The organism is Castellaniella caeni NBRC 101664 (genome assembly GCF_001592225.1).
GTDB lineage: Bacteria > Pseudomonadota > Gammaproteobacteria > Burkholderiales > Burkholderiaceae_B > Castellaniella > Castellaniella caeni.
In genome coordinates, this window is record NZ_BCWN01000003.1 from 99,775 (window position 1) to 119,365 (window position 19,591).

Here is a 19,591-nt window from a genome sequence, read left to right on the forward strand (position 1 = left end):
CCTATCGGGGAAAAACGTTATAGACGCTGCCCAGCAGCCTGCCGCCCGCCACCTGCACCAGGCGCTTGGCCCGCTGGATGTCGCTCAGTGAAGTCCGGTGTTGCCGGGCGACGATCAGACAGGCGCTGGCCTGCTGGGCGATGAGCTGCACGTCCGGAAAGCGGCTGACCGCGGGCGTGTCGATGAGCACGAGATCGAACTGGCCGCGCAGCTCGTTGAACACCTGATCCAGCGCCGGGGCCGAGAACAGTTCCGCCGGGTTGGGCGGCAAGGGCCCGGCATCCAGCACTTTCAGGTCGAGAAAGGGCGTGTCCACCAGGCTTTGCTGCAGCGGCTGGCGCCCCGACAGCACCAGGGACAGGCCCTGCTGCCGCTGGCTGTCGAACAGGCCCGACTGCTGGCGCGCGCGCAAGTCGGCATTGATGAGCAAAGTGCGCTGGCCATTTTGCGCAAAGGCAAAGGCCAGGCTTTCAGCCAGGTAGGTCTTGCCTTCTCCGCCATGGGGCCCGGCCACGACCAGGGACTGCAGATGGCGCATGTCGAGCCCCAGCAGGATTTGCGTGCGCAGCTTGCGCACGGCCTCGGCTTCTTGCGAATACGGGGCGCCGACCACCGGGTAGGTCGTGAAACGGCCATCGAGGGGCGCGGTCGGATACTGGTATTGCCTGGAAAGGGCCTGCCACACTTCCTGTTCGCTGAGCAGGCCCAACGAGACAGCGGCATCGCCAAAACGCAGGTTCTTGGCTTCCTGTACCTGGGCGATGTGCGCCACTTCGGCGGGCGACAGCCGCCGGGTGCGCACGAACAGATCACCAATGCGCTCGGGCGCTGCCCGCGCCAGCCGGGGATCGGCGGCCAGAACCGCGTTCAGGTGGCTGGCCGGCAACGGGTGCGCGGCGCCCGCCCCATCGGGCAGGAATTCTGGAGACACTTTCATGCATGACTCTCCTTCAGGCCGATCAGCCCAAGCACGGGAAGATCAGGGTCGCCCAGCAGGTCTTCGACAATGTTGACCCGGCGGTTCAGCAGTTCAAGCAACAGGGCAAGCAGCACGCCGCTGGCCGCCCCCACCAGCAGGCCCAGCAGCAGGTTCACGAGCACCCGCGGCTTGCTGGGCGTTGACGGCAGTTCGGCCGAACGCAGCACCGCCACGTTGGGCGACTGGATCGTGCTGGCCATGATGAGGGTGTCGTACTTCTGCAAAGCGGCGTTGTAGACCTGCTGCGCGCTGGCCAGCTGCCGCTGGTAGGCGGCGATCTGGTTGCGCTGCCGCATCTGCTTGAGCACCTTCTGGCGCTGCTGCTCGATTTCCTGCTGCAGCTCGGCAATCTGCGCGGACAGGCGGGCAATGTTGCTGTCCGCCCCCGCCAACAGCGCGCGCGATTCCTGCCCCAGGCGCGAGACGATGCGTCCGCGCTCGGAATTCAGCCCCCGGATGAGGGGATGCCGAGGCCCCAGCGCCCCCTTGACGTCCCCCAGCCGCCGGTCGATGTCGCCCAGCTGGGTCTTGAGCGCGGTGATCACCGGCGACTGGCTGGCAATCGGCGTCTCGTAGGGCTGGATGCCCGACTTCAGCAGCGCCTGGGTAGCCGTCTGTTCGGCCCGCGCCGCCTGCAGGCTGGTCTGCAAAGCGGTCAGCGTGCCATTGAGTTCATTGAGCTTGCGGGTTTCCTGATCACCGTGATCCTGCACGTTGAGGATATCGTTGTGCTGCTGGTACGTCGTCAGCTGACCCTGGATGGTGTCCACTTCCTTGCGCAGTTGCCCCAGCTGGGCGTCGTACTGCTCGAAGCGGCTGCGGGCGGCGGAGGCGGCCATCTGCTCGCCCAGCTCGCGATAGGCCCCGGCAAACGCATTGGCCACATCACGGGCCAGGTCGCGCGACCGGTCGCTGTAATCCAGGCTGACCACCCGGCTGCCACGTGCGTGCTGAATCTTCAGGTTGCTCAGCAGACGCTTGACCAAGGCCTGATCGGCCCGCGCCTGGCCGTCGTTGGCGACATCCTGGCGGTATTCCGGCGTCTCGCGCAGCCGTAGCGTGTCGATCACGATGGCGGCCACCCGCGAGCTGCGCAGCAGCTCAAGCTGTGTCTGCATGTAACTGTCGTCCAGCATGGCCGACAGTTGCTGTCCCTTGATCGGATCGCTCTCGTTGTAGTCAATATAGATGCTGGTGGAGGCCGTCCAGACCCGTGGCAGCAACGCGGTGATGAGCGCCGTCAGAGCGAAGATCAGCGCCGTCACGAAGCAGACGAGCCTGCGGCGCGCCAGCAGCATGGCGCACAGCTGCTTCAGGGACAAACTGCCGGACTCGGTGGAAAACGTATTGGCGGCCATGGCATCCCTGATCAGTGGTGAGCGGTTTCGGTGACACCGCAGGCAATTGAATCAGCACGAGGTAATCAGCTTGTTTCGTACTACACACTGATGCTACGAATTTTTTCAAACGCCCCATATCAGCCGTTTGACCTAGCCTCTCCAGCGAAAAGCGGAGACGAAAAAGGCGGGGTTTGCATCCCGGCAAACCCCGCCTTTTTGCGCATCCGCGGGCAGGGCATCCGCCCGCCGCGCAACCGCCGTCGAATCGCGCTAGATGGCCGCCGCCAGCGTGGCCGCCAGGCCCACGTAGCTGCGCGGCGTCATGGCCAGCAGGCGCGCCTTGGGCGCCTCGGGCAGATCGAGACCCGCGATGAAGCCGCGCAGGGCTTCTTCGGTGATGCCCTTGCCGCGCGTCAGGGCCTTGAGCTGCTCGTAGGGCTGCGGCAGGCCGTAACGGCGCATCACCGTCTGCACCGGCTCGGCGAGGATTTCCCAGCAGGCATCGATGTCGGCGTCGATGGCCGCCGTGTTGATCTCGAGCTTGCCCAGGCCGCGCAGACAGGCGTCGTACGCCACCAGGCTGTAGCCCAGGGCCACCCCCAGATTGCGCAGCACGGTGGAATCGGTGAGGTCGCGCTGCCAGCGCGAGATGGGCAGTTTTTCGGACAAATGCCGCAGCATGGCGTTGGCCAGCCCCAGGTTGCCCTCGGAGTTTTCAAAGTCGATGGGGTTGACCTTGTGCGGCATGGTGGACGAGCCCACCTCGCCTTCTTTGAGGCGCTGCTTGAAGTAGCCCAGCGAGATGTAGCCCCAGACGTCGCGGTTGAGGTCGAGCAAGATGGTGTTGGCCCGGGCGATGGCGTCGAACAGGGCCGCCATCCAGTCGTGCGGCTCGATCTGGATGGAGTACGGATTTTGCGTCAGCCCCAGGCCCCGCAGCACGCGTCCGGCGAAGGCGGGCCAGTCGATCTCGGGATACGCCGCCAGGTGGGCGTTGTAGTTGCCCGTGGCGCCGTTCATCTTCGCCAGGGGTCGCACGGCGCGGATGGCGGCCAACGCCTGTTCGAGGCGCGCCACCACATTGGCGAACTCTTTGCCCATGGTGCTGGGCGTGGCGGGCTGGCCGTGCGTGCGCGACAGCAGCGGCTGGTCGGCGTGCTCGTGCGCCAGCGCACGCAGGCGCGCCAGCACGGTTTCCAGCACCGGCACGAGGCTGCGCGTGCACGCGCGCCCCAACATCAGCGCATGCGAGGTGTTGTTGATGTCTTCCGAGGTGCAGGCAAAATGGATGAACTCGGCGGCCCGGGACAGCTCGGCGTCGTCGGCCACCTGCTCTTTCAGCCAGTATTCGACCGCCTTGACGTCGTGGTTGGTGGTGCGTTCGATGGCCTTGATGCGCGCGGCATCGGCCTCTGAGAACTGGCTGACCAGCGCCTGCAGGCGCTGGCGCGCCGCCGCCGAAAAAGCGGGCAGTTCGGGCAGGCCGGCCTCGGACAGGCCGATCAGCCAGGCGATCTCGACTTCGACGCGGTGCGCCATGAAACCGGCTTCGGACAAAAAGGGCCGCAAGGCGTCGGCCTTGGCCGCATAGCGCCCATCGAGAGGCGACAGCGCGTTCAGCGCACTTAAGGAAGAATCAATCTGCATGGGGATGGGCGGATAAAGGACGGATAAGAGGCGGGGAAAGACGGGCAAAAACCCAGGCGCCATTCTAACATCGGGGCCTGGCTGTCAAGTACGACGCAGGAATTGGGCGGATAAACCACACCGTTTGCACAATCCGTCCGAAAAGCCGACTAGGGACTCTCACCGATCCGGGATCACCGTCCCGCCCTGCTATACTTTTTGAGCCTTAGACTATGATGCCTTGCCATGAGATTGATCGGTTCCCTGTCCAGCCCTTATGTCCGTAAGGTTCGAATCGTGCTGGCAGAGAAGAAGCTAGACTACGAACTGATTCTGGACAACCCCTGGACGCCAGACACCCAGGTGACGGCCTACAACCCGCTGGGCAAGGTGCCCTGTCTGCTGCTCGACGACAACGAGGCGCTGTTCGATTCGCGCGTCATCGTCGAATACCTCGACGCCCTCTCGCCCGTCGGTCGGCTCATCCCGCCGCCGGGGCGCGAACGCGTCGAAGTCAAGCGCTGGGAAGCCGCCGCCGACGGCATCATGGACGCGGCCGCAGCCATGTTCCTCGAAGCCCACCGCCGCCCCCAGGGGCTGCAATGGGCCGACTGGCTGGCACGCCAGGAAAGCAAAATCCAGGCCGCGCTCAGCTATCTCGACACCTTGCTGGGCGAACAGGCCTACTGCATGGGCGTCAACCTGTGCCTGGCCGACATCGCCGTGGGCACGGCGCTGGGCTATCTCGACCTGCGCAGCCCCACGCTGGGCTGGCGCGACCAGCACGCCAACCTGGCCCGCCTGGCCGAAAAACTCGACGCGCGCCCCTCGTTCATTTCGACGCGCCCGCCCGCAGCCTGACACCCACCGGCATCAGGCAATCACCCCGCCCCCCAGGCACACGTCGCCGTCGTACAGCACGGCCGACTGCCCGGGCGTGACCGCCCACTGGGGCTCATCGAACGCCAACTCGAACGCCTGCGCATCCCGCACCCGCAGGCGGCAGGCGGCATCCGCCTGCCGGTAGCGCGTCTTGGCGCCATAGACCCCCGGCGCCGGGGGCGCGCCCGCAATCCAGCTGGCCTGCCCCGCCGCCAGCGCCGGGCTCAGCAACCAGGGATGGTCGTGCCCCTGCACCACGTACAGCGTATTGTGGGCGAGGTCTTTGCGTGCCACGTACCAGGCGTCGGCGGTGCCATCGTCGCGCTGCGCGCCGCGCACGCCGCCGATCCCCAGCCCCTTGCGCTGACCCAGCGTATAGAAGGCCAAACCCTGGTGCGTGCCCAGCGCCTGGCCCTCGGGCGTGCGCATGGGGCCGGGCTGCGTGGGCAGGTAGCGATTGAGAAATTCGCGGAAAGGCCGCTCGCCGATGAAGCAGATGCCGGTGGAATCTTTCTTGGCGGCATTGGGCAGGCCGATCTCGCGCGCGATGCGGCGCACCTCGGTCTTGCGCACCTCGCCCAGAGGGAACACGGTGCGCGCCAGCTGCGCCTGGTTGAGCCGGTGCAGGAAATAACTTTGATCCTTGCTGCCGTCCACCGCCTTGAGCAGCTGCGATTGCAGCCCCTGCGCGGTGCGCACCCGGCGCACCCGCGCATAATGGCCGGTGGCGATGTAATCGGCCCCCAGCCCCATGGCGTGGTCGAGAAAGGCCTTGAACTTGATCTCGGCGTTGCACAGCACGTCCGGATTGGGCGTGCGCCCCGCCGAATATTCACGCAGAAACTCGGCAAAGACGCGGTCTTTGTATTCGGCGGCGAAATTCACCGCCTCGATATCGACACCCACCACGTCGGCCACGCTGGCCGCATCCAGCCAGTCCTGACGCGACGAACAGTATTCGCTGTCGTCATCGTCTTCCCAATTTTTCATGAACAGGCCGATGACCTCGTAGCCCTGCTGCTTGAGCAGCCAGGCCGTGACCGAGGAATCGACCCCGCCCGACATGCCCACGACGACCCGGGCGCCGCGCGTCGGCATCCCGTCCACAGATACGACTTCTTCAGTCACGCATGACCTCATCCACAGTTTCAATCCAGTGACGCACCGGGGTATCGGTGCCGCTTTGCAAATGACAGATGCAGCCGACGTTGGACGAGACGATGGTCTCGGGCAGCGCCGCCTGAATCGCCTGCAGCTTGCGATCGCGCAAGGATTTGGACAGGCCCGGCTGGGTAATGGAATAGGTGCCGGCCGAACCGCAGCACAAGTGCGGCTCGCCAAACGCTTGCAGGTCGAAGCCCAGCTCGGCCAGCAGCCGCTCGGTGAGCGGGCGCAGGCCCTGCCAGTGCTGCAGGGTACAGGGCGGGTGAAAGGCCGTGCGGCCCGGCGCGCGCCGCATCTTGGCGCGCACCTCGGTGGCCAGCGGCGCCAGGAACTCGGCGATGTCCTGCACGAAAGGCATCAGCCGCGCGGCGCGCTCGGCATAGGCCGGGTCGTGCTGCAGGTGATGGGCGTAATCCTTGATCATGCCGCCGCAGCCCGAGGCGTTGACGATCACGGCCTCGACCTGACCGGATTCGAGCAGGGGTAGCCAGGCATCGATGTTGGCGCGCATCTGCTCGCGGGCGGCCTCTTGCGCATCGAGGTGGAAATTGATGGCGCCGCAGCAGCCCGAGCCCGCGGCAAAACGGCTGCCCACGCCCACCGCGTCCAGCACGCGCTGGGTGGCGGCATCGATGGACGGCAGCATGGCGGGCTGTACGCAATTGGCCAGCATCAGCACCTGGCGCGCATGCCGCCGGGGCTGCACGGGCAGCGGCCCGGCGGGGCGCGCCTCGGTGATCTTGCCCCGTAAAACGGGGGGAAGCGCCGGTCGCACCCAGCGCCCGGCCCGGTACAGCGGCGCAAAGGCGCGCGACATCAGCAGGCGGCGCAAGGCGCCGCGCAGCAGGCGCTGATGCCAGGGACGCTGGACGCGCTCGCTGACCAGCTGACGGCCGATGTCCACGAGCTTACCGTATTCCACCCCCGACGGGCACGTGGTCTCGCAATTGCGGCAGGTGAGGCAGCGGTCGAGGTGCTGCTGCGTCACGTAGGTGGGCTGCACGCCTTCGAGCACCTGCTTCATCTGGTAGATGCGCCCCCGCGGGCTGTCGAGCTCGTCGCCCAGTATCTGGTAGGTGGGACAGGTGGCCAGACAAAAGCCGCAGTGCACGCAGCGGCGCAGGATTTCATCGGCCTCGCGGCCAAAGTCGGTGTCCTGCGCCCAGGAAGCAAGTTGGGTTTGCATGATCGATCCTTAGAGTTCCGGCACCAGGCGGCGGGCATTGAACACGCCCGAGGGGTCGAACTCCGCCTTGAGCCGCCGGTGTATCTGCAACACGCCCGCGGCCAGTGGATGAAACGTGGGGACGTCGCGCGCCGTGCCGCCGCGCTGGTACAGGGTGGCCGAACCGCCCAGCGCCTGGACGCGCGCCCGCAGGGCGGCGGCGTCCTGCTCGCCGGACAGCCAGCGCAGGGTGCCGCCCCATTCGTGCAGGCTGGGGCCCAGGGCCAGCGGCGCCACCCGAGGCGGCAGCGCAATGCGCCACAAGGGGCGCTGGCGGAAAAAGGGATGCGTCTGGTCGCGCAAGGCTAGCCAGAAGGCCCGCGCCGACTCGTCGGCCAATGTCTCGCCGCCGATCACGGCCTGCCCCTGGCGCACCGCCGATTCATTGCCCGACAGGCGTACTGTGAGCGTCCCCAAGGCGCCCGACGCGTCGGGCAGCCAGGCCGTGGCCGACACGGGAACGGGCCGCGCGCGCCAGCGCAGGCATTGCCGCAGCGCCTGCGCCTCGTCGAGATGCAGCACCTGCGTGGCCTCGGCGCGGGGCTGGGGCATGACTTTGATGGAGACCTCGACGAGCGCCCCCAGGATGCCCAGGGAACCGGCCAGCAGGCGGGAAAGATCATAGCCGGCGACGTTTTTCATGACCTCGCCGCCAAAGCGCAGCACGCTGCCGTCGGCGCTCAGCAGGCGCGTGCCCAGCACGTAGTCGCCCAGGGCCCCCGCCGACAGGCGGCGCGGCCCCGACAGACCTGCCGCGACGCAGCCGCCCAGCGTGCCACCCGCGCCAAAGCGCGGCGGCTCGAAGGCGAGCATCTGGCCCTGCGCCGACAGGGTCTGCTCGACCTCGGCCAGTGGCGTACCGGCGCGCGCGGTGAGCACCAGTTCGGCGGGCTCGTAGGCCACCACCCCACGGTACGCGGACAGGTCGAGCCAGCTGAAGCTGTCGTCCGCGGGCAGTGGTTCGCCGTAAAACAGGCGCGTGCCCCCGCCCCGGATCATCAAGGGCCGCTTGGCCGCACGCGCCGTGGCCACCTGATCGCACAATTCGGACAGAACGAATTCCATAGGATCGACTTAAAAGCGTGGGATATCGGGAAAGCGCAGCTCGCCCTGGTGCACATGCATCTTGCCGTACTCGGCGCAGCGCACCAGGGTGGGAATCAGCTTGAGCGGATTGAGCAGGCCGTAGGGATCGAAAGCGCGCTTGAACGCCGAGAAGGCATCCAGCTCTTCGCGCGAGAACTGCGTGCACATCTGGTTGATCTTCTCGATGCCCACCCCGTGCTCGCCCGTAATGGTGCCCCCCACCTGCACGCAGAGTTCGAGGATCGCGGCGCCGAAGGCTTCGGCCTTGTCCACTTCGCCCGGCTGGTTGGCGTCGAACAGGATGAGGGGGTGCAGGTTGCCGTCGCCGGCATGAAACACGTTCGAGCAGCGCAGGCCGAACTGCGACTCCATCTGCGCGATGGCGGCCAGCACCTTGCCCAGGTGGCGCCGCGGAATGGTGCCGTCCATGCAGTAATAATCGGGCGAGATACGCCCGGCGGCGGGAAACGCATTCTTGCGCCCGGCCCAGAACTTGAGCCGCTCGGCCTCGGATGAGGACACCTGCAGGCGGCTGGCCCCCACATCGCGCAACAGGGCCTCGACCCGGGCGATTTCGTCGGCCACCTCGTCGGGCGTGCCGTCCGACTCGCACAACAGGATGGCCTCGGCATCCAGATCGTAGCCCGCCTGCACGAAGGGTTCGACCATGTGCACCGAACGCTTGTCCATGAGTTCGAGCCCGGCGGGGATGATGCCATCGGCAATGATGCGCGTGACTCCCTCGCCCGCCAGCTCGACGCTGGGAAAGCTGGCCATGACCACCTGGGCGAGTTCGGGCCGCGGGATGAGCCGCACCGTGACCTCGGTAACCAGCCCCAGCATGCCCTCGGAACCGATGAAGGATTGCAGGAGATTGAGGCCCGGCGTGTCGGGCGCCTCGCCCCCCAGCTCGACGACTTCGCCTTCGATGGTGACCAGGCGCACGCGCAGCACGTTGTGCACGGTGAGCCCGTATTTCAGGCAGTGCACGCCACCCGAGTTCTCGGCCACGTTGCCGCCGATGGAGCAGGCGATCTGGCTGGAGGGGTCGGGCGCGTAGTACAGACCGTGCGGGATCGCCGCTTCAGAAATCGCCAGATTGCGCACACCGGGCCCGACGACCGCCGTACAGGTTTCGGGGTCGAGGCGGATGATCCGGTTGAGCTTGGCCAGGCCGATCACCACCCCTTGGGGGTGCGGGGTGGCCCCGCCCGACAGGCCCGTGCCCGAGCCCCTGGGCACCACCGGCACATTGTGCTCGCGACAGGCCCGCAGCAGGCCGATCACCTGCGCTTCGTTTTCGGGCAGCACCACCACGGGCGGCAGCTCTCGGAACAAGGTCAGGCCGTCGCATTCGTACGCCCGGGTCTGATCGACACGGGTGAGGATGCAGTGCGCTGGCAGCAGCTGCCCGATCTGGGCCAGAAAGCCCGCGAAATCAGGCGTGGCGGCCTGCGGCTCGGGCGACGACGTGGCAATGTCCATGGCGGTTCCTCGGGGTTCAGGCGGTCGGAGGCGGCAGCATCTTGCCAGGGTTGAGGATATCACCCGGGTCGAGCGCGGCCTTCAGCGCGCGCATGACGTCCAGGGCGTCGTCACCGTGCTCGGCGCGCATGAAGGCCTGCTTGTGCAGGCCGATGCCGTGCTCGCCCGTGCACGTGCCATCCATGTCGATGGCGCGCTGCACCAGGCGCTGGTTCAGGCGCTCGGATTCGGCCCATTCGTCGGGATTGTCGGGGTCGAGCAGCATCAGCACGTGGAAGTTGCCATCGCCCACGTGACCGACGATGGTGTAGGGAAACGAAGCCTGATCGAGTTCGCGCGCTGTCTCGCCCACGCACTCGGCCAGCCGCGAAATGGGCACGCAGACGTCCGTGGTGCTGGAGCGGCAGCCGGGGCGCAGCTGCAGACCGGCGAAATAGGCGTTGTGCCGCGCCGTCCAGAGGCGGCTGCGGTCTTCCGGGCGCTCGGCCCATTCGAAATCCTGCCCGCCGTGCTCGTGCGTGATCAGCTGCACCAGTTCGGCCTGCTCGCGCACGCCTGCGGGGCTGCCGTGAAATTCGAACAGCAGCAGGGGCGATTCGCGCAGGCTGAGGTGACTGTAGCGGTTGGTGGCGCGCACGGCGCCGCTATCCATGAACTCGACCCGCGCCACGGGGATGCCCATCTGGATGATCTGGATGACGCTTTGCACGGCGGAATCGAGATCGGCAAAATTGCAGATTGCCGCCGACACCGCCTCGGGCTGCGGATACAGGCGCACGGTGACTTCGGCGATGATGCCCAGCGTGCCTTCGCTGCCCACGAACAGGCGGGTGAGGTCGTAGCCCGCCGACGACTTGCGCGCCCGGTTGGCCGTCTCGATGACCCGACCATCGGCCAGCACCACCTTGAGCGACATGACGTTTTCACGCATGGTGCCGTAGCGCACCGCATTGGTGCCCGACGCGCGCGTGGCCGACATGCCGCCCAGGCTGGCATCGGCCCCCGGGTCGATGGGAAAGAAGAGCCCGGTGTCGCGCAGCGCCTCGTTGAGCTGCTTGCGCGTGACTCCCGCCTGCACCGTGACCGTGGAGTCTTCGGCATGCACGGCCAGAATCTGGTTCATCCCCGAGAGATCGAGCGACACCCCGCCCTGCACGGCCAGCACGTGGCCTTCGAGCGACGAGCCCGCGCCATAGGGAATGAGGGCGATGCCGTGCGCGTGGCAATGCCGCGCTACCCAGACGACGTCTTCGACCGACTGGGCGAACACCACGGCATCGGGCAGCATGGGGCGATAGGGGGATTCATCCCGCCCGTGGTGCTCGCGCACCGCCTGGCCCGTGGCGCAGCGCTCGCCAAAGCGCGCCTGCAAGGCCGCCAGAAAGCCGCTCGGCAAGGGCCTGGGTTGCTGCGCCAGATGCAAGGTGTCCATTATGCCGCGCTCCCGATGGCCTGCTTGCGGGCCTGCGCCTGGTGCGCGCGGCGGCCGCGCACGGCCTTGGCCAGGCGTTCGAGCAGCGCCACGGAGGTATCCCAATCGACGCAGCCATCGGTGATGCTCTGGCCATACGTCAGCGAGCGGCCCGGCACCAGATCCTGGCGCCCGCCCACCAGGTGGCTTTCGATCATCACCCCGAAGAGGCGCGCGTCGCCGCCTTCGACCTGCTGGCAGATGTCTTCGATGACCTCGGGCTGGCGCGTGTAGTCTTTATGGCTGTTGGCGTGGCTGGCATCGACCATGATGCGCGCGCGCATGCCGGCCTTTTCCAGCGCCTCGGCGGCGGCCTGCACGTATTCGGCCTGGTAGTTGGGGGTCTTGCCGCCGCGCAGGATCACGTGGCAGTCTTCGTTGCCGCGCGTGGACACGATGGCCGAATGCCCGCCCTTGGTGACCGACAGGAAATAGTGCGAGTTCGAGGCCGCTTTCAGGGCGTCGATGGCGATACGGGTATCGCCCGTGGTGCCGTTCTTGAACCCCACCGGACACGACAAGCCCGAGGCCAGTTCGCGGTGTACCTGGCTTTCGGTGGTACGCGCGCCGATGGCCCCCCACGAGACGAGATCGGCGATGTACTGCGGCGTGATCATGTCGAGGAACTCGCAGCCGGCGGGCAGGTCGAGCGCATTGACCTGGATGAGCAGTTCGCGCGCCATGCGCAGACCCTGGTTGATGTCGAAGCTGCCGTCCAGGTTGGGGTCGTTGATGAGCCCTTTCCAGCCCACCGTGGTGCGGGGCTTTTCAAAGTACACCCGCATGATGATTTCGAGTTCGCCCGCGTAGCGCTGGCGTTCGGCGGCCAGGCGGCGGGCGTATTCCAGCGCGGCCTTGGGGTCGTGAATGGAACACGGGCCAATGATCACCACCAGCCGGTCGTCCTTGCCGTAGAGCACGTCGTGAATGGCGTGGCGCGCATGGTGCACCGTCGCCGAGACCTCGGGGGAGCACGGAAACTCACGCATCACGTGTGCCGGGGGGGCCAGTTCGCGAATCTCTCGGATGCGGGTATCGTCGGTATTGTGTGACACGGTCTTGCTCCAATGATGAACCGGATGGCAAAGGCAGCAACAAAAAAGCCGCCTGGCACCGCCGGCGGCTTTTGGGAAATTGGTTGACTACCTTTTAGTACAGCGATTCCCTTCCTCCACCAGCGGCTTTGGAAACGTAAAAAAATAAAAGAAATACGGGATCGCGTGCATTGGTTAATCCTAGCACAGCCAATCGAGGCAGGCAAGAACCTGTTCCGGCCGGATGCTGGCCCTTCATCGCCCGCCCTTCTTCATCGCCCGCCCTTCATTGCCTGCCTTTCATCGCCCCTCGGTGATGCGCCCCCAGGTGAGTCGCCCTGCATGATTTTCTCTTAATTGATTCGTACACTAATCATTTCTATAATATATCGTTCGCTTGCATATCATTCATCATCGCATCATTCGATATGAATGCATTGTCCAGCACCCATAGCCCATCCGGGCGGCGGGCCGCGCGCCTGCCCCCGGCGTACCAGGAGACTGCCATGCAAAAGACCCTACGAACCTGCCTGCTGGCGAGCGCCCTGCTCGGCGCGCTGGGCCCGGCCGGCGGCTCACAAGCCGCCGACCTCGCCGCCATCCGGCAAGCCGGCACCCTGCGCATCGCCATCGCCAACGAAATCCCCTATGGCTATATGGATCTCGACGGGCAGGCCAAGGGCGTGGGGCCGGACGTGGCCAAGCACCTGGCCAAGGCCCTGGGCATCCCGCACATCCAGTGGACGACCACCAGCTTCGGCTCGCTGATCCCCGGCCTGCAGGCCGACCGCTACGACATGGTGGCCGCCGAGATGGCCATCCTGCCGCAGCGCTGCCAGCAAGTGGCCTTCTCCGAGCCCGACAGCTCGTACGGCGAGGGCCTGCTGGTGGCCAAGGGCAATCCGAAAAACATCCACGACTACGCCAGCTTCGCCCGATCCGGCAACAAGATCGCCATCATGGCCGGGGCCGACCAGCTCGACATGCTGCAGGCGCTGCACGTGCCGGCCAGCCAGATCGTCACCATCTCCAGCAACGCGGACGCCATCTCGACCGTGTCCACCGGGCGCGCCGACGGCTACGCCGCCACCAGCCTCACCGTCAGCCAGCTGGCCGACAAGGGCCAGGGCAAGGTCGCGGCGGCCACGCCCTTCAAAGACCCCGTCGTCAACGGCCAGCCGGTGCGCAGCTGGGGCGGCTTCGCCTTTGCCAGCGGCTCGGTGCAGCTGCGCGAGGCGGTCAACCAGGCGCTCGCCACGTTCAAGCAGACCGACGACTGGCGGCAGATCATGCATCACTACGGCTTTTCCGCCGACGACGCCCGGCAATCGTTCGAGCGCACCACCGCCCAGCTGTGCAAGGGCTGAGCCCGCACGCGCATGAACTGGCTGTCCTACCTCGCCCCGCTGGCCACCGGCGCCCGAGTCACCCTGGAGCTGACGCTGTACTCCACCGTGCTGGGCGGGCTGTTCGCCTTTCTGTTCGGCCTGGGCCGCCTGTCGCGCAAGCGGCTCTGGCGCTGGACGTGCATCGCCCTGATCGAGCTCTTTCGCGGCACCTCCTTGCTGGTGCAGCTGTTCTGGCTGTTCTTCGCCCTGCCCATGCTGGGCCAGGCGCTGGGCATCGACCTGCGCCTGCCGCCGGTGCTCGCGGGCACGCTTGCCCTGAGCCTGAACATCGGCGCCTACGGGGCGGAAGTCGTGCGCGGCGCCATCCAGGCCGTCCCGCCCAGGCAATACGAGGCGGCCCAGGCGCTCGACTTCACGGCGCGCCAGACGCTGTGGCGCATCGCCCTGCCCCAGGCCATCCCCGAAATGCTGCCCAGCTTCAGCAACCTGGCGGTGCAAAACCTCAAGGACACCGCGCTGGTGTCGCTGATCGGCCTGGGCGACATGGCCTTCCAGGCTGAGCGCATCCGCAATTTCACGCAAGACAGCGTGCCGGTCTACAGCCTGCTGCTCCTGCTGTATTTCGGCATGGCCCTGGTGCTGGCGGGCGCCATGCGCATCCTGGAATGCTCGGTGGGCCGCTGGCGCCACCGGAGGGCCTGAGCATGCTGTTCGGCATCGAATGGAACACCGTCAACGACTGGGCCTTCGCCTGGTCGATCCTGCCCATCCTGCTGCGCGGCATGCTGGTCACCCTGGAGGCCACCGGCCTGGGCTTCCTGGTGGCCGCCGCGCTGGGCCTGGTGCTCGCGGCGCTCAAGGGCGCGCGCCTGCGCATCATCGCCTGGCCAGCCACCCTCCTCACCGAATTTCTGCGCGACACGCCGCTGCTGGTGCAGCTGTTCTTTCTTTACTACGTGCTGCCGGAATACGGCCTGGTGCTGCCCGCCTTCCTCACCGGCGCCCTGGCGCTGGGCGTGCAGTACAGCGCCTACCTCTCCGAGGTCTACCGGGCCGGGCTGGAATCGATCACCCACGGCCAGACCGAGGCGGCGCGCGCGCTGGACATCTCGCCCCTGCGCACGTTTGGCGACATCATCCTGCCCCAGGCCATCCCGCGCATCATCCCGGCGCTGGGCAACTACCTGGTCTCGATCATGAAGGACGTCCCCGTGCTCTCGGTGGTGTCGATCCTCGAAATGCTCAACGTGGCCCGCATCATCGGCGACCGCAGCTTCAACTACATGGTGCCGCTCACCCTGGTCGGCGGGCTCTACCTGATTCTGACCCTGATCGCCTCGGCGCTCATCCGCTACCTGGACGAGCGCCTGCCCAAGCGCGGCATCCCGCTGCGCGGCTGAGGCCCGCGTCCCTTTTCCGGAGTTCCACCCGATGACCACCCCCGCCACGCCCGCACCGCCCCGCGCCGACGCGCCCATCATCACGATGGACAAGGTCGTCAAGCGCTTTGGCGAAACCACCGTGCTCAACGCCCTGGATTTTCAGGTGGCCCAGGGCGAAAAAGTCACCATCATCGGCCCCTCGGGGTCGGGCAAGTCCACCGTGCTGCGCATCCTGATGACGCTGGAACGCATCGACGGCGGCCTGATCCACGTGGCGGGCAAGCCGCTCTGGCACGAATACCGCAAGGGCGGGCTCGTCCCCGCCAGCGAGGCGCACCTGCGCGCCATGCGCAAGGAAATGGGCATGGTCTTCCAGCAGTTCAACCTGTTTCCGCACATGACCGTGCTGCGCAACGTCACCGAATCACCGATTCACGTGCAGGGCCTCTCACGCGCCGAGGCCCGACGGCGGGCTTATCAATACCTGGAGCTCGTGGGCATGAGCGGCCACGCGGACAAATTCCCCAGCCAGCTCTCCGGCGGCCAGCAGCAGCGCGTGGCCATTGCCCGGGCGCTGGCCACGCGCCCGCGCATCATGCTGTTCGACGAGCCCACCTCGGCCCTCGACCCGGAGCTGGTGGGCGAGGTGCTTGGCGTGATCCAGCGGCTGTCCGAAGAACACGACCTGACCATGCTGCTGGTGACCCACGAGATGGAGTTCGCCCGCCGGATTTCGGATCGGGTCTGTTTCTTCGACCAGGGCGTGGTCGTCGAGGAGGCCGCCCCCGAGGTGATGTTCAGTCACCCCCGCGAGGCGCGCACCCGCGACTTCCTGAAGAATTTCATCGACGCCAGGGCGTGAGCACCTCGCCGACGCGGCGCGAAGCGATGTGCGCCGGGCGTGGCGCGAGCCCGTGAAACGGCGCCATCAGCCGGTTGTGCACGCTGTTGTAGACCATGAACACGTTGCTGCGCGGCCAGGGCGACAAATTGCCGCCCGAGCCGTGCAGGGTGTTGCAGTCGAAGAACACGACCGCGCCCGCCGGGGCCGTCACGGCGCGCAGGCCGCCCTGCTCGGCCAGGTAGCGCAGGCTGACGGGGTCGGGCACCCCTACTTCCTGGCGCCGCAGCGACTGCCGGTAGTGCGCCTCCGGGGTTTCACCGACGCAGGCGACGAACTGCCGGTGCGAGCCGGGAATCAGCATCAGCGGCCCGTTGAACGGCGTGTTGTCCGTGAGCAGCACCGAGCAGCTCAGCGCCCGCATGGCGGGCATGCCGTCTTCCACGTGCCAGGTCTCGAAGTCGGAATGCCAGTAGAACTCCCGGCCATCGAGCGCCGGCTTCAGGTTGACGCGCGACTGATGGATGTAGACTTCCGACCCGAGAATCTGGCGCGCCACCTCCAGCAGGCGGGGATCCCGGGGCAGCTCGGCCAGGCGGGCGCCGAGTTCGTGCACCCGGAAGATCGAACGCACGGCGCTGCTGTCCGGCTCGCGGATCAGCTCTTCGGCCTCGCGCAGCGCAGGGTCGTCCGCCAGCGCCGCCACCTCGGCGCGCAGGCCGTCGAGCTCATCGGCGCCCAGCACGCCGGGCAGAACCAGGAAGCCGTCCTCCTCGTACTGCCGCAGCTGCGCCGCGTCCAGCGCCCGGGCGTAGCGCCCGTCCTCATAGACCACGGGATCGCGGCGGGCCATCAACGCCGCCGTGCGCCCGACGCGGGATACATAGCAGTCTTGCATGTCAGGCCACCTCCAGGGGATACACCCCCGACGCATCGTGCACCTCGCGGCCACTGAGCGGCGGGTTGAAGACGCACAGGACGCGCAGCGGGCGGGTGCCGCCGCGCAGCCAGTGCTCGTCGTGCTGATCCAGGGCGTACACCACCCCCGGCCCCAGCGCGTACTTGCGGCCGTCCGCGATGGTTTCGATCTCGCCGTCGCCCTCGATGCACCACACGGCCTCCAGGTGGTTGCAGTAGTGAATGTGGGTTTCCGTCCCCGGATGGATGATGGTTTCGTGGAAGGAAAAGCCCATCCGGTCGGCGGCCAGCAAGACGCGGCGGCTCGTCCAGTTGGCGGTGACGATTTCCTGCGCGGTGCCTTTCACTTCGTCCACGTGGCGCACGATCATGAGCGGCCTCCCGCGACGTGCACGACGCGCGGCTGCTTGCCCGCGGCGGCCAGCACCTCGGTGGTGCTGCGCTCGATCACCTCGAGCCCCCGTTCAAGCTGCTCGCGGGGAATGGTCAGCGCGGGCAGCACCTTCAGCACCTCGTCGCAGGCGCCCGAGGTCTCGATGACGACCCCCAGCTCGAAGGCGCGGCGGGCGATCCGGTTGGCCAGATCGTCGCCCACCGGCGTGACCAGCCCCTGAATCAGGCCCCGCCCCCTGACGCTCAGGCCGGCCCCCCGGCAGCTGTGCGCCAGGTTTTCCAGCCAGTCGCGCACCAGCCGCTCTTTGGCGGCAACGCTCTCGGAGAGCGCCGTGTCGCACCAGTAGGTTTCCAGCGCCTGCGCCGCCGTGACGAAGGCCAGGTTGTTGCCGCGGAAGGTGCCGCTGTGCGCGCCCGGCTGCCAGACGTCCAGCTCGGGCTTGAGCAGGACGAGCGACATGGGCAGGCCAAAGCCCGACAGAGACTTCGACAGCGTGACGATGTCGGGCGAGATGCCCGCCGTCTCGAAGCTGAAGAAGTGGCCCGTGCGTCCGCAGCCCACCTGGATGTCGTCCACGATCAGCAACATGTCGTGGCGGCGGCAGAGCTGCTCCAGTTCGCGCAGCCAGCGCTGCGACGCCACGTTGACGCCGCCCTCGCCCTGCACGGTCTCGACGATGACGGCTGCTGGATGATCCAGGCCACTGCCGGGATCATCCAGCAGCCGCTCGAGATAGGCCATGGTGTTGACGTCCGGCCCGAAATAGCCGTCGAAGGGCATGAAGCTGATATTGCCCAGGGACACGCCGGCGGCCCGGCGGAACTTCTGGTTGGCCGTCGCCGCCAGCGACCCCATCGACACGCCGTGAAACCCGCGGGTGAACGAAATCACGTTCTGGCGCCCCTTCACCTGGCGCGCCAGCTTCAACGCCGCCTCGACGGCGTTGGTGCCGGTGGGCCCCGTAAACTGCAAGGTATATTCCAGATTGCGCGGCTTGAGGATCAGCCGATCCATGGCCTGCAGAAAGTACTTCTTCGCGCTCGTGGCCATGTCCAGGCCATGCACCACACCATCCGAGCCCAGGTAATCCACGGCCCGCTCACGCAGCACCGTGTTGTTGTGGCCATAGTTCAGGGTGCCCGCACCGCTGAAAAAATCGATGTAGGCGCGCCCGGCCTCGTCGAACAGTTCCGACCCGCGCGCCTTGGCGAAGATCACCGGAAACGACCGGACATAGCCGCGCACCTCCGACTCCATCCGGTCAAAAATTTTCAAATCCATGGGTTCCTCCTTGTTGACGTTCGAATAGACGACAGCAACTCAGTTCACTGCCGACAAGGGAAACGGGCCAATGCGCAGCAAGGGCTCTGCCTCGTGCGCATCCACGCCGAACAGCGCCGCGTCGAACAGCGCCGACTCCCGCAAGGGAGCATTCAAGGTTCCGGCCAGCCGGGCGAACAGGCGCCGGGACGCCTCGTTGCCCGGCCCGACCGTGGTTTCCAGCCAGCGCACCTGGCGCAGGCCGGGGCGGCGCAGCAGGCGCCGCAGCATGCTCAGGGCAAGCCCCCGTCCGCGGGCCCGCGGGTGCACCGCCACCTGCCAGACGAACAGCACCTCGCTGCGCCCGGGCGGCAGGTACGCCGAGACCATGCCGAGGACGCCGTGATCGTCTTCGGCCACCAGACAGGTTTGGGGAAAGTGCTCGGTGAGGAGCAGGTAGAGATAGAGGGAATTCAGATCGAGCGGCGGGCAGTGCGCCACCAGCGCATGCAGGCGCGGGCCGTCGGCCCGGCGGGGAGGACGCAGCCGGGTCGGCGGCGCCCCGGACAGGTGCGCGCCCGCGATCACACCACCAGCCCCGACTCGGGTGCCACCCCGGTGGCCGGCACGTCCAGCAGGGGCGACTGCGCGTCGGCGGCGGGCGCAAGCCCGGTGTCCGCCTCGATGAGGCCCACCACCCGTTCGAGCGACAAGGTGATGGTGGCCTGTTCGAGTTCGGGCAGCGCCTTGAGGGCTTCGGCCAGCTTCTGCTGCAGGGGAGACGGGGTGTCGTGAGCCAGCTGGCGGCCGGCTTCGGTGGCGCTGATGAAGACGATGCGCCGGTCGGCGCGGCCGCGCTCGCGGACGATGAGCCCCTTGTCTTCGAGCCGGTCGAGGATGCCGACCACCGTGCTGGCGCTGACGTGCACCTCGCGGCTGATGGCGGTGGCCGTGATGGGCCCTTTGTCGATCACGGTGCGCAGGCAGATCAGCTGCGGGCCGGTGATGCGGCTGCAGGCGGACAGCTGCCGCGAATGCAGCGCCACGGCACGCGTGATGCGGCGCAAGGCCCGCAAGATACGCAGGTCGTACGCCTGCTGCGCATCCGTTTCAGTCGTCATGGTGATTCAGAGCCCCTAAAAATTGATTTCTATT

General features: G+C 67.0%; 19 protein-coding genes. 5 read left to right on the forward strand and 14 right to left on the reverse strand.

Features of this window, described 5'->3' with window-relative positions; genetic code table 11:
• Position 1 precedes the first annotated feature (1 nt).
• From CCA01S_RS02750 to purB, 3 genes are all read right to left on the reverse strand, one after another.
• On the reverse strand, positions 2-937 hold the full coding sequence (locus tag CCA01S_RS02750; RefSeq protein ID WP_066453719.1) for a polysaccharide biosynthesis tyrosine autokinase: 936 nt from the start codon (positions 935-937) through the stop codon (positions 2-4).
• Positions 934-2,337, reverse strand: a complete 1,404-nt coding sequence (locus CCA01S_RS02755; protein WP_066453721.1) for a GumC family protein — start codon at positions 2,335-2,337, stop codon at positions 934-936. The genes CCA01S_RS02750 and CCA01S_RS02755 overlap by 4 nt, the downstream gene beginning before the upstream one ends.
• A gap of 252 nt (positions 2,338-2,589) precedes the next feature.
• A complete protein-coding gene (gene purB, locus CCA01S_RS02760; protein WP_066454067.1) occupies positions 2,590-3,966 on the reverse strand; it encodes an adenylosuccinate lyase in 1,377 nt (458 codons plus the stop codon).
• Between the two features lie 225 nt (positions 3,967-4,191).
• Here purB and CCA01S_RS02765 point away from each other — a divergent pair, with 225 nt between their 5' ends.
• On the forward strand, positions 4,192-4,806 hold the full coding sequence (locus CCA01S_RS02765; protein ID WP_066453724.1) for a glutathione S-transferase N-terminal domain-containing protein: 615 nt from the start codon (positions 4,192-4,194) through the stop codon (positions 4,804-4,806).
• Positions 4,807-4,818: 12 nt separating this feature from the next.
• Here CCA01S_RS02765 and mnmA read toward each other — a convergent pair whose 3' ends face one another.
• The 6 genes from mnmA to aroG are packed head-to-tail and all read right to left on the reverse strand — an operon-like array spanning position 4,819 to position 12,313.
• A complete protein-coding gene (gene mnmA, locus CCA01S_RS02770) occupies positions 4,819-5,934 on the reverse strand; it encodes a tRNA 2-thiouridine(34) synthase MnmA (RefSeq protein WP_103035488.1) in 1,116 nt (371 codons plus the stop codon).
• A 13-nt stretch (positions 5,935-5,947) separates the two neighbouring features.
• On the reverse strand, positions 5,948-7,177 hold the full coding sequence (glcF, locus tag CCA01S_RS02775) for a glycolate oxidase subunit GlcF (RefSeq protein ID WP_066453730.1): 1,230 nt from the start codon (positions 7,175-7,177) through the stop codon (positions 5,948-5,950).
• Positions 7,178-7,186: 9 nt separating this feature from the next.
• Positions 7,187-8,281 carry a glycolate oxidase subunit GlcE gene (glcE, locus tag CCA01S_RS02780; protein WP_066453732.1) on the reverse strand — a complete coding sequence of 365 codons (1,095 nt, stop codon included), beginning with the start codon at positions 8,279-8,281 and terminating at the stop codon, positions 7,187-7,189.
• A 9-nt stretch (positions 8,282-8,290) separates the two neighbouring features.
• The gene (locus CCA01S_RS02785) at positions 8,291-9,787 is read right to left on the reverse strand and encodes an FAD-linked oxidase C-terminal domain-containing protein (protein WP_066453735.1); all 1,497 of its coding nucleotides are present in this window, start codon (positions 9,785-9,787) and stop codon (positions 8,291-8,293) included.
• A gap of 16 nt (positions 9,788-9,803) precedes the next feature.
• On the reverse strand, positions 9,804-11,219 hold the full coding sequence (locus CCA01S_RS02790) for an FAD-binding oxidoreductase (protein WP_066453738.1): 1,416 nt from the start codon (positions 11,217-11,219) through the stop codon (positions 9,804-9,806).
• Positions 11,219-12,313, reverse strand: coding sequence for a 3-deoxy-7-phosphoheptulonate synthase AroG (aroG, locus tag CCA01S_RS02795; protein ID WP_066453741.1), 1,095 nt, complete (start codon positions 12,311-12,313; stop codon positions 11,219-11,221). The genes CCA01S_RS02790 and aroG overlap by 1 nt, the downstream gene beginning before the upstream one ends.
• A gap of 485 nt (positions 12,314-12,798) precedes the next feature.
• Here aroG and ehuB point away from each other — a divergent pair, with 485 nt between their 5' ends.
• The 4 genes from ehuB to ehuA are packed head-to-tail and all read left to right on the forward strand — an operon-like array spanning position 12,799 to position 15,885.
• Positions 12,799-13,659: an ectoine/hydroxyectoine ABC transporter substrate-binding protein EhuB gene (gene ehuB / locus CCA01S_RS02800; protein ID WP_066453749.1), complete on the forward strand. Its 861-nt coding sequence runs from the start codon at positions 12,799-12,801 to the stop codon at positions 13,657-13,659.
• Positions 13,660-13,671: 12 nt separating this feature from the next.
• A complete protein-coding gene (ehuC, locus tag CCA01S_RS02805; RefSeq protein ID WP_066453751.1) occupies positions 13,672-14,343 on the forward strand; it encodes an ectoine/hydroxyectoine ABC transporter permease subunit EhuC in 672 nt (223 codons plus the stop codon).
• Positions 14,344-14,345: 2 nt separating this feature from the next.
• On the forward strand, positions 14,346-15,041 hold the full coding sequence (ehuD, locus tag CCA01S_RS02810; protein ID WP_066454075.1) for an ectoine/hydroxyectoine ABC transporter permease subunit EhuD: 696 nt from the start codon (positions 14,346-14,348) through the stop codon (positions 15,039-15,041).
• A 31-nt stretch (positions 15,042-15,072) separates the two neighbouring features.
• Positions 15,073-15,885 carry an ectoine/hydroxyectoine ABC transporter ATP-binding protein EhuA gene (gene ehuA / locus CCA01S_RS02815; RefSeq protein ID WP_066453753.1) on the forward strand — a complete coding sequence of 271 codons (813 nt, stop codon included), beginning with the start codon at positions 15,073-15,075 and terminating at the stop codon, positions 15,883-15,885.
• On the opposite strand, the gene thpD is transcribed toward ehuA, so the two are convergent.
• The 5 genes from thpD to CCA01S_RS02840 are packed head-to-tail and all read right to left on the reverse strand — an operon-like array spanning position 15,866 to position 19,557.
• The gene (gene thpD, locus CCA01S_RS02820; protein WP_066453755.1) at positions 15,866-16,762 is read right to left on the reverse strand and encodes an ectoine hydroxylase; all 897 of its coding nucleotides are present in this window, start codon (positions 16,760-16,762) and stop codon (positions 15,866-15,868) included. The genes ehuA and thpD overlap by 20 nt on opposite strands.
• Position 16,763: 1 nt before the next feature.
• On the reverse strand, positions 16,764-17,153 hold the full coding sequence (locus CCA01S_RS02825) for an ectoine synthase (protein WP_066453764.1): 390 nt from the start codon (positions 17,151-17,153) through the stop codon (positions 16,764-16,766).
• On the reverse strand, positions 17,150-18,457 hold the full coding sequence (gene ectB / locus CCA01S_RS02830) for a diaminobutyrate--2-oxoglutarate transaminase (RefSeq protein ID WP_066453767.1): 1,308 nt from the start codon (positions 18,455-18,457) through the stop codon (positions 17,150-17,152). Before ectB ends, CCA01S_RS02825 begins: the two co-directional genes overlap by 4 nt.
• A 39-nt stretch (positions 18,458-18,496) precedes the next feature.
• On the reverse strand, positions 18,497-19,024 hold the full coding sequence (gene ectA / locus CCA01S_RS02835; protein ID WP_066453770.1) for a diaminobutyrate acetyltransferase: 528 nt from the start codon (positions 19,022-19,024) through the stop codon (positions 18,497-18,499).
• A complete protein-coding gene (locus tag CCA01S_RS02840; RefSeq protein ID WP_066453772.1) occupies positions 19,021-19,557 on the reverse strand; it encodes a MarR family winged helix-turn-helix transcriptional regulator in 537 nt (178 codons plus the stop codon). Before CCA01S_RS02840 ends, ectA begins: the two co-directional genes overlap by 4 nt.
• Positions 19,558-19,591: the final 34 nt, after the last annotated feature.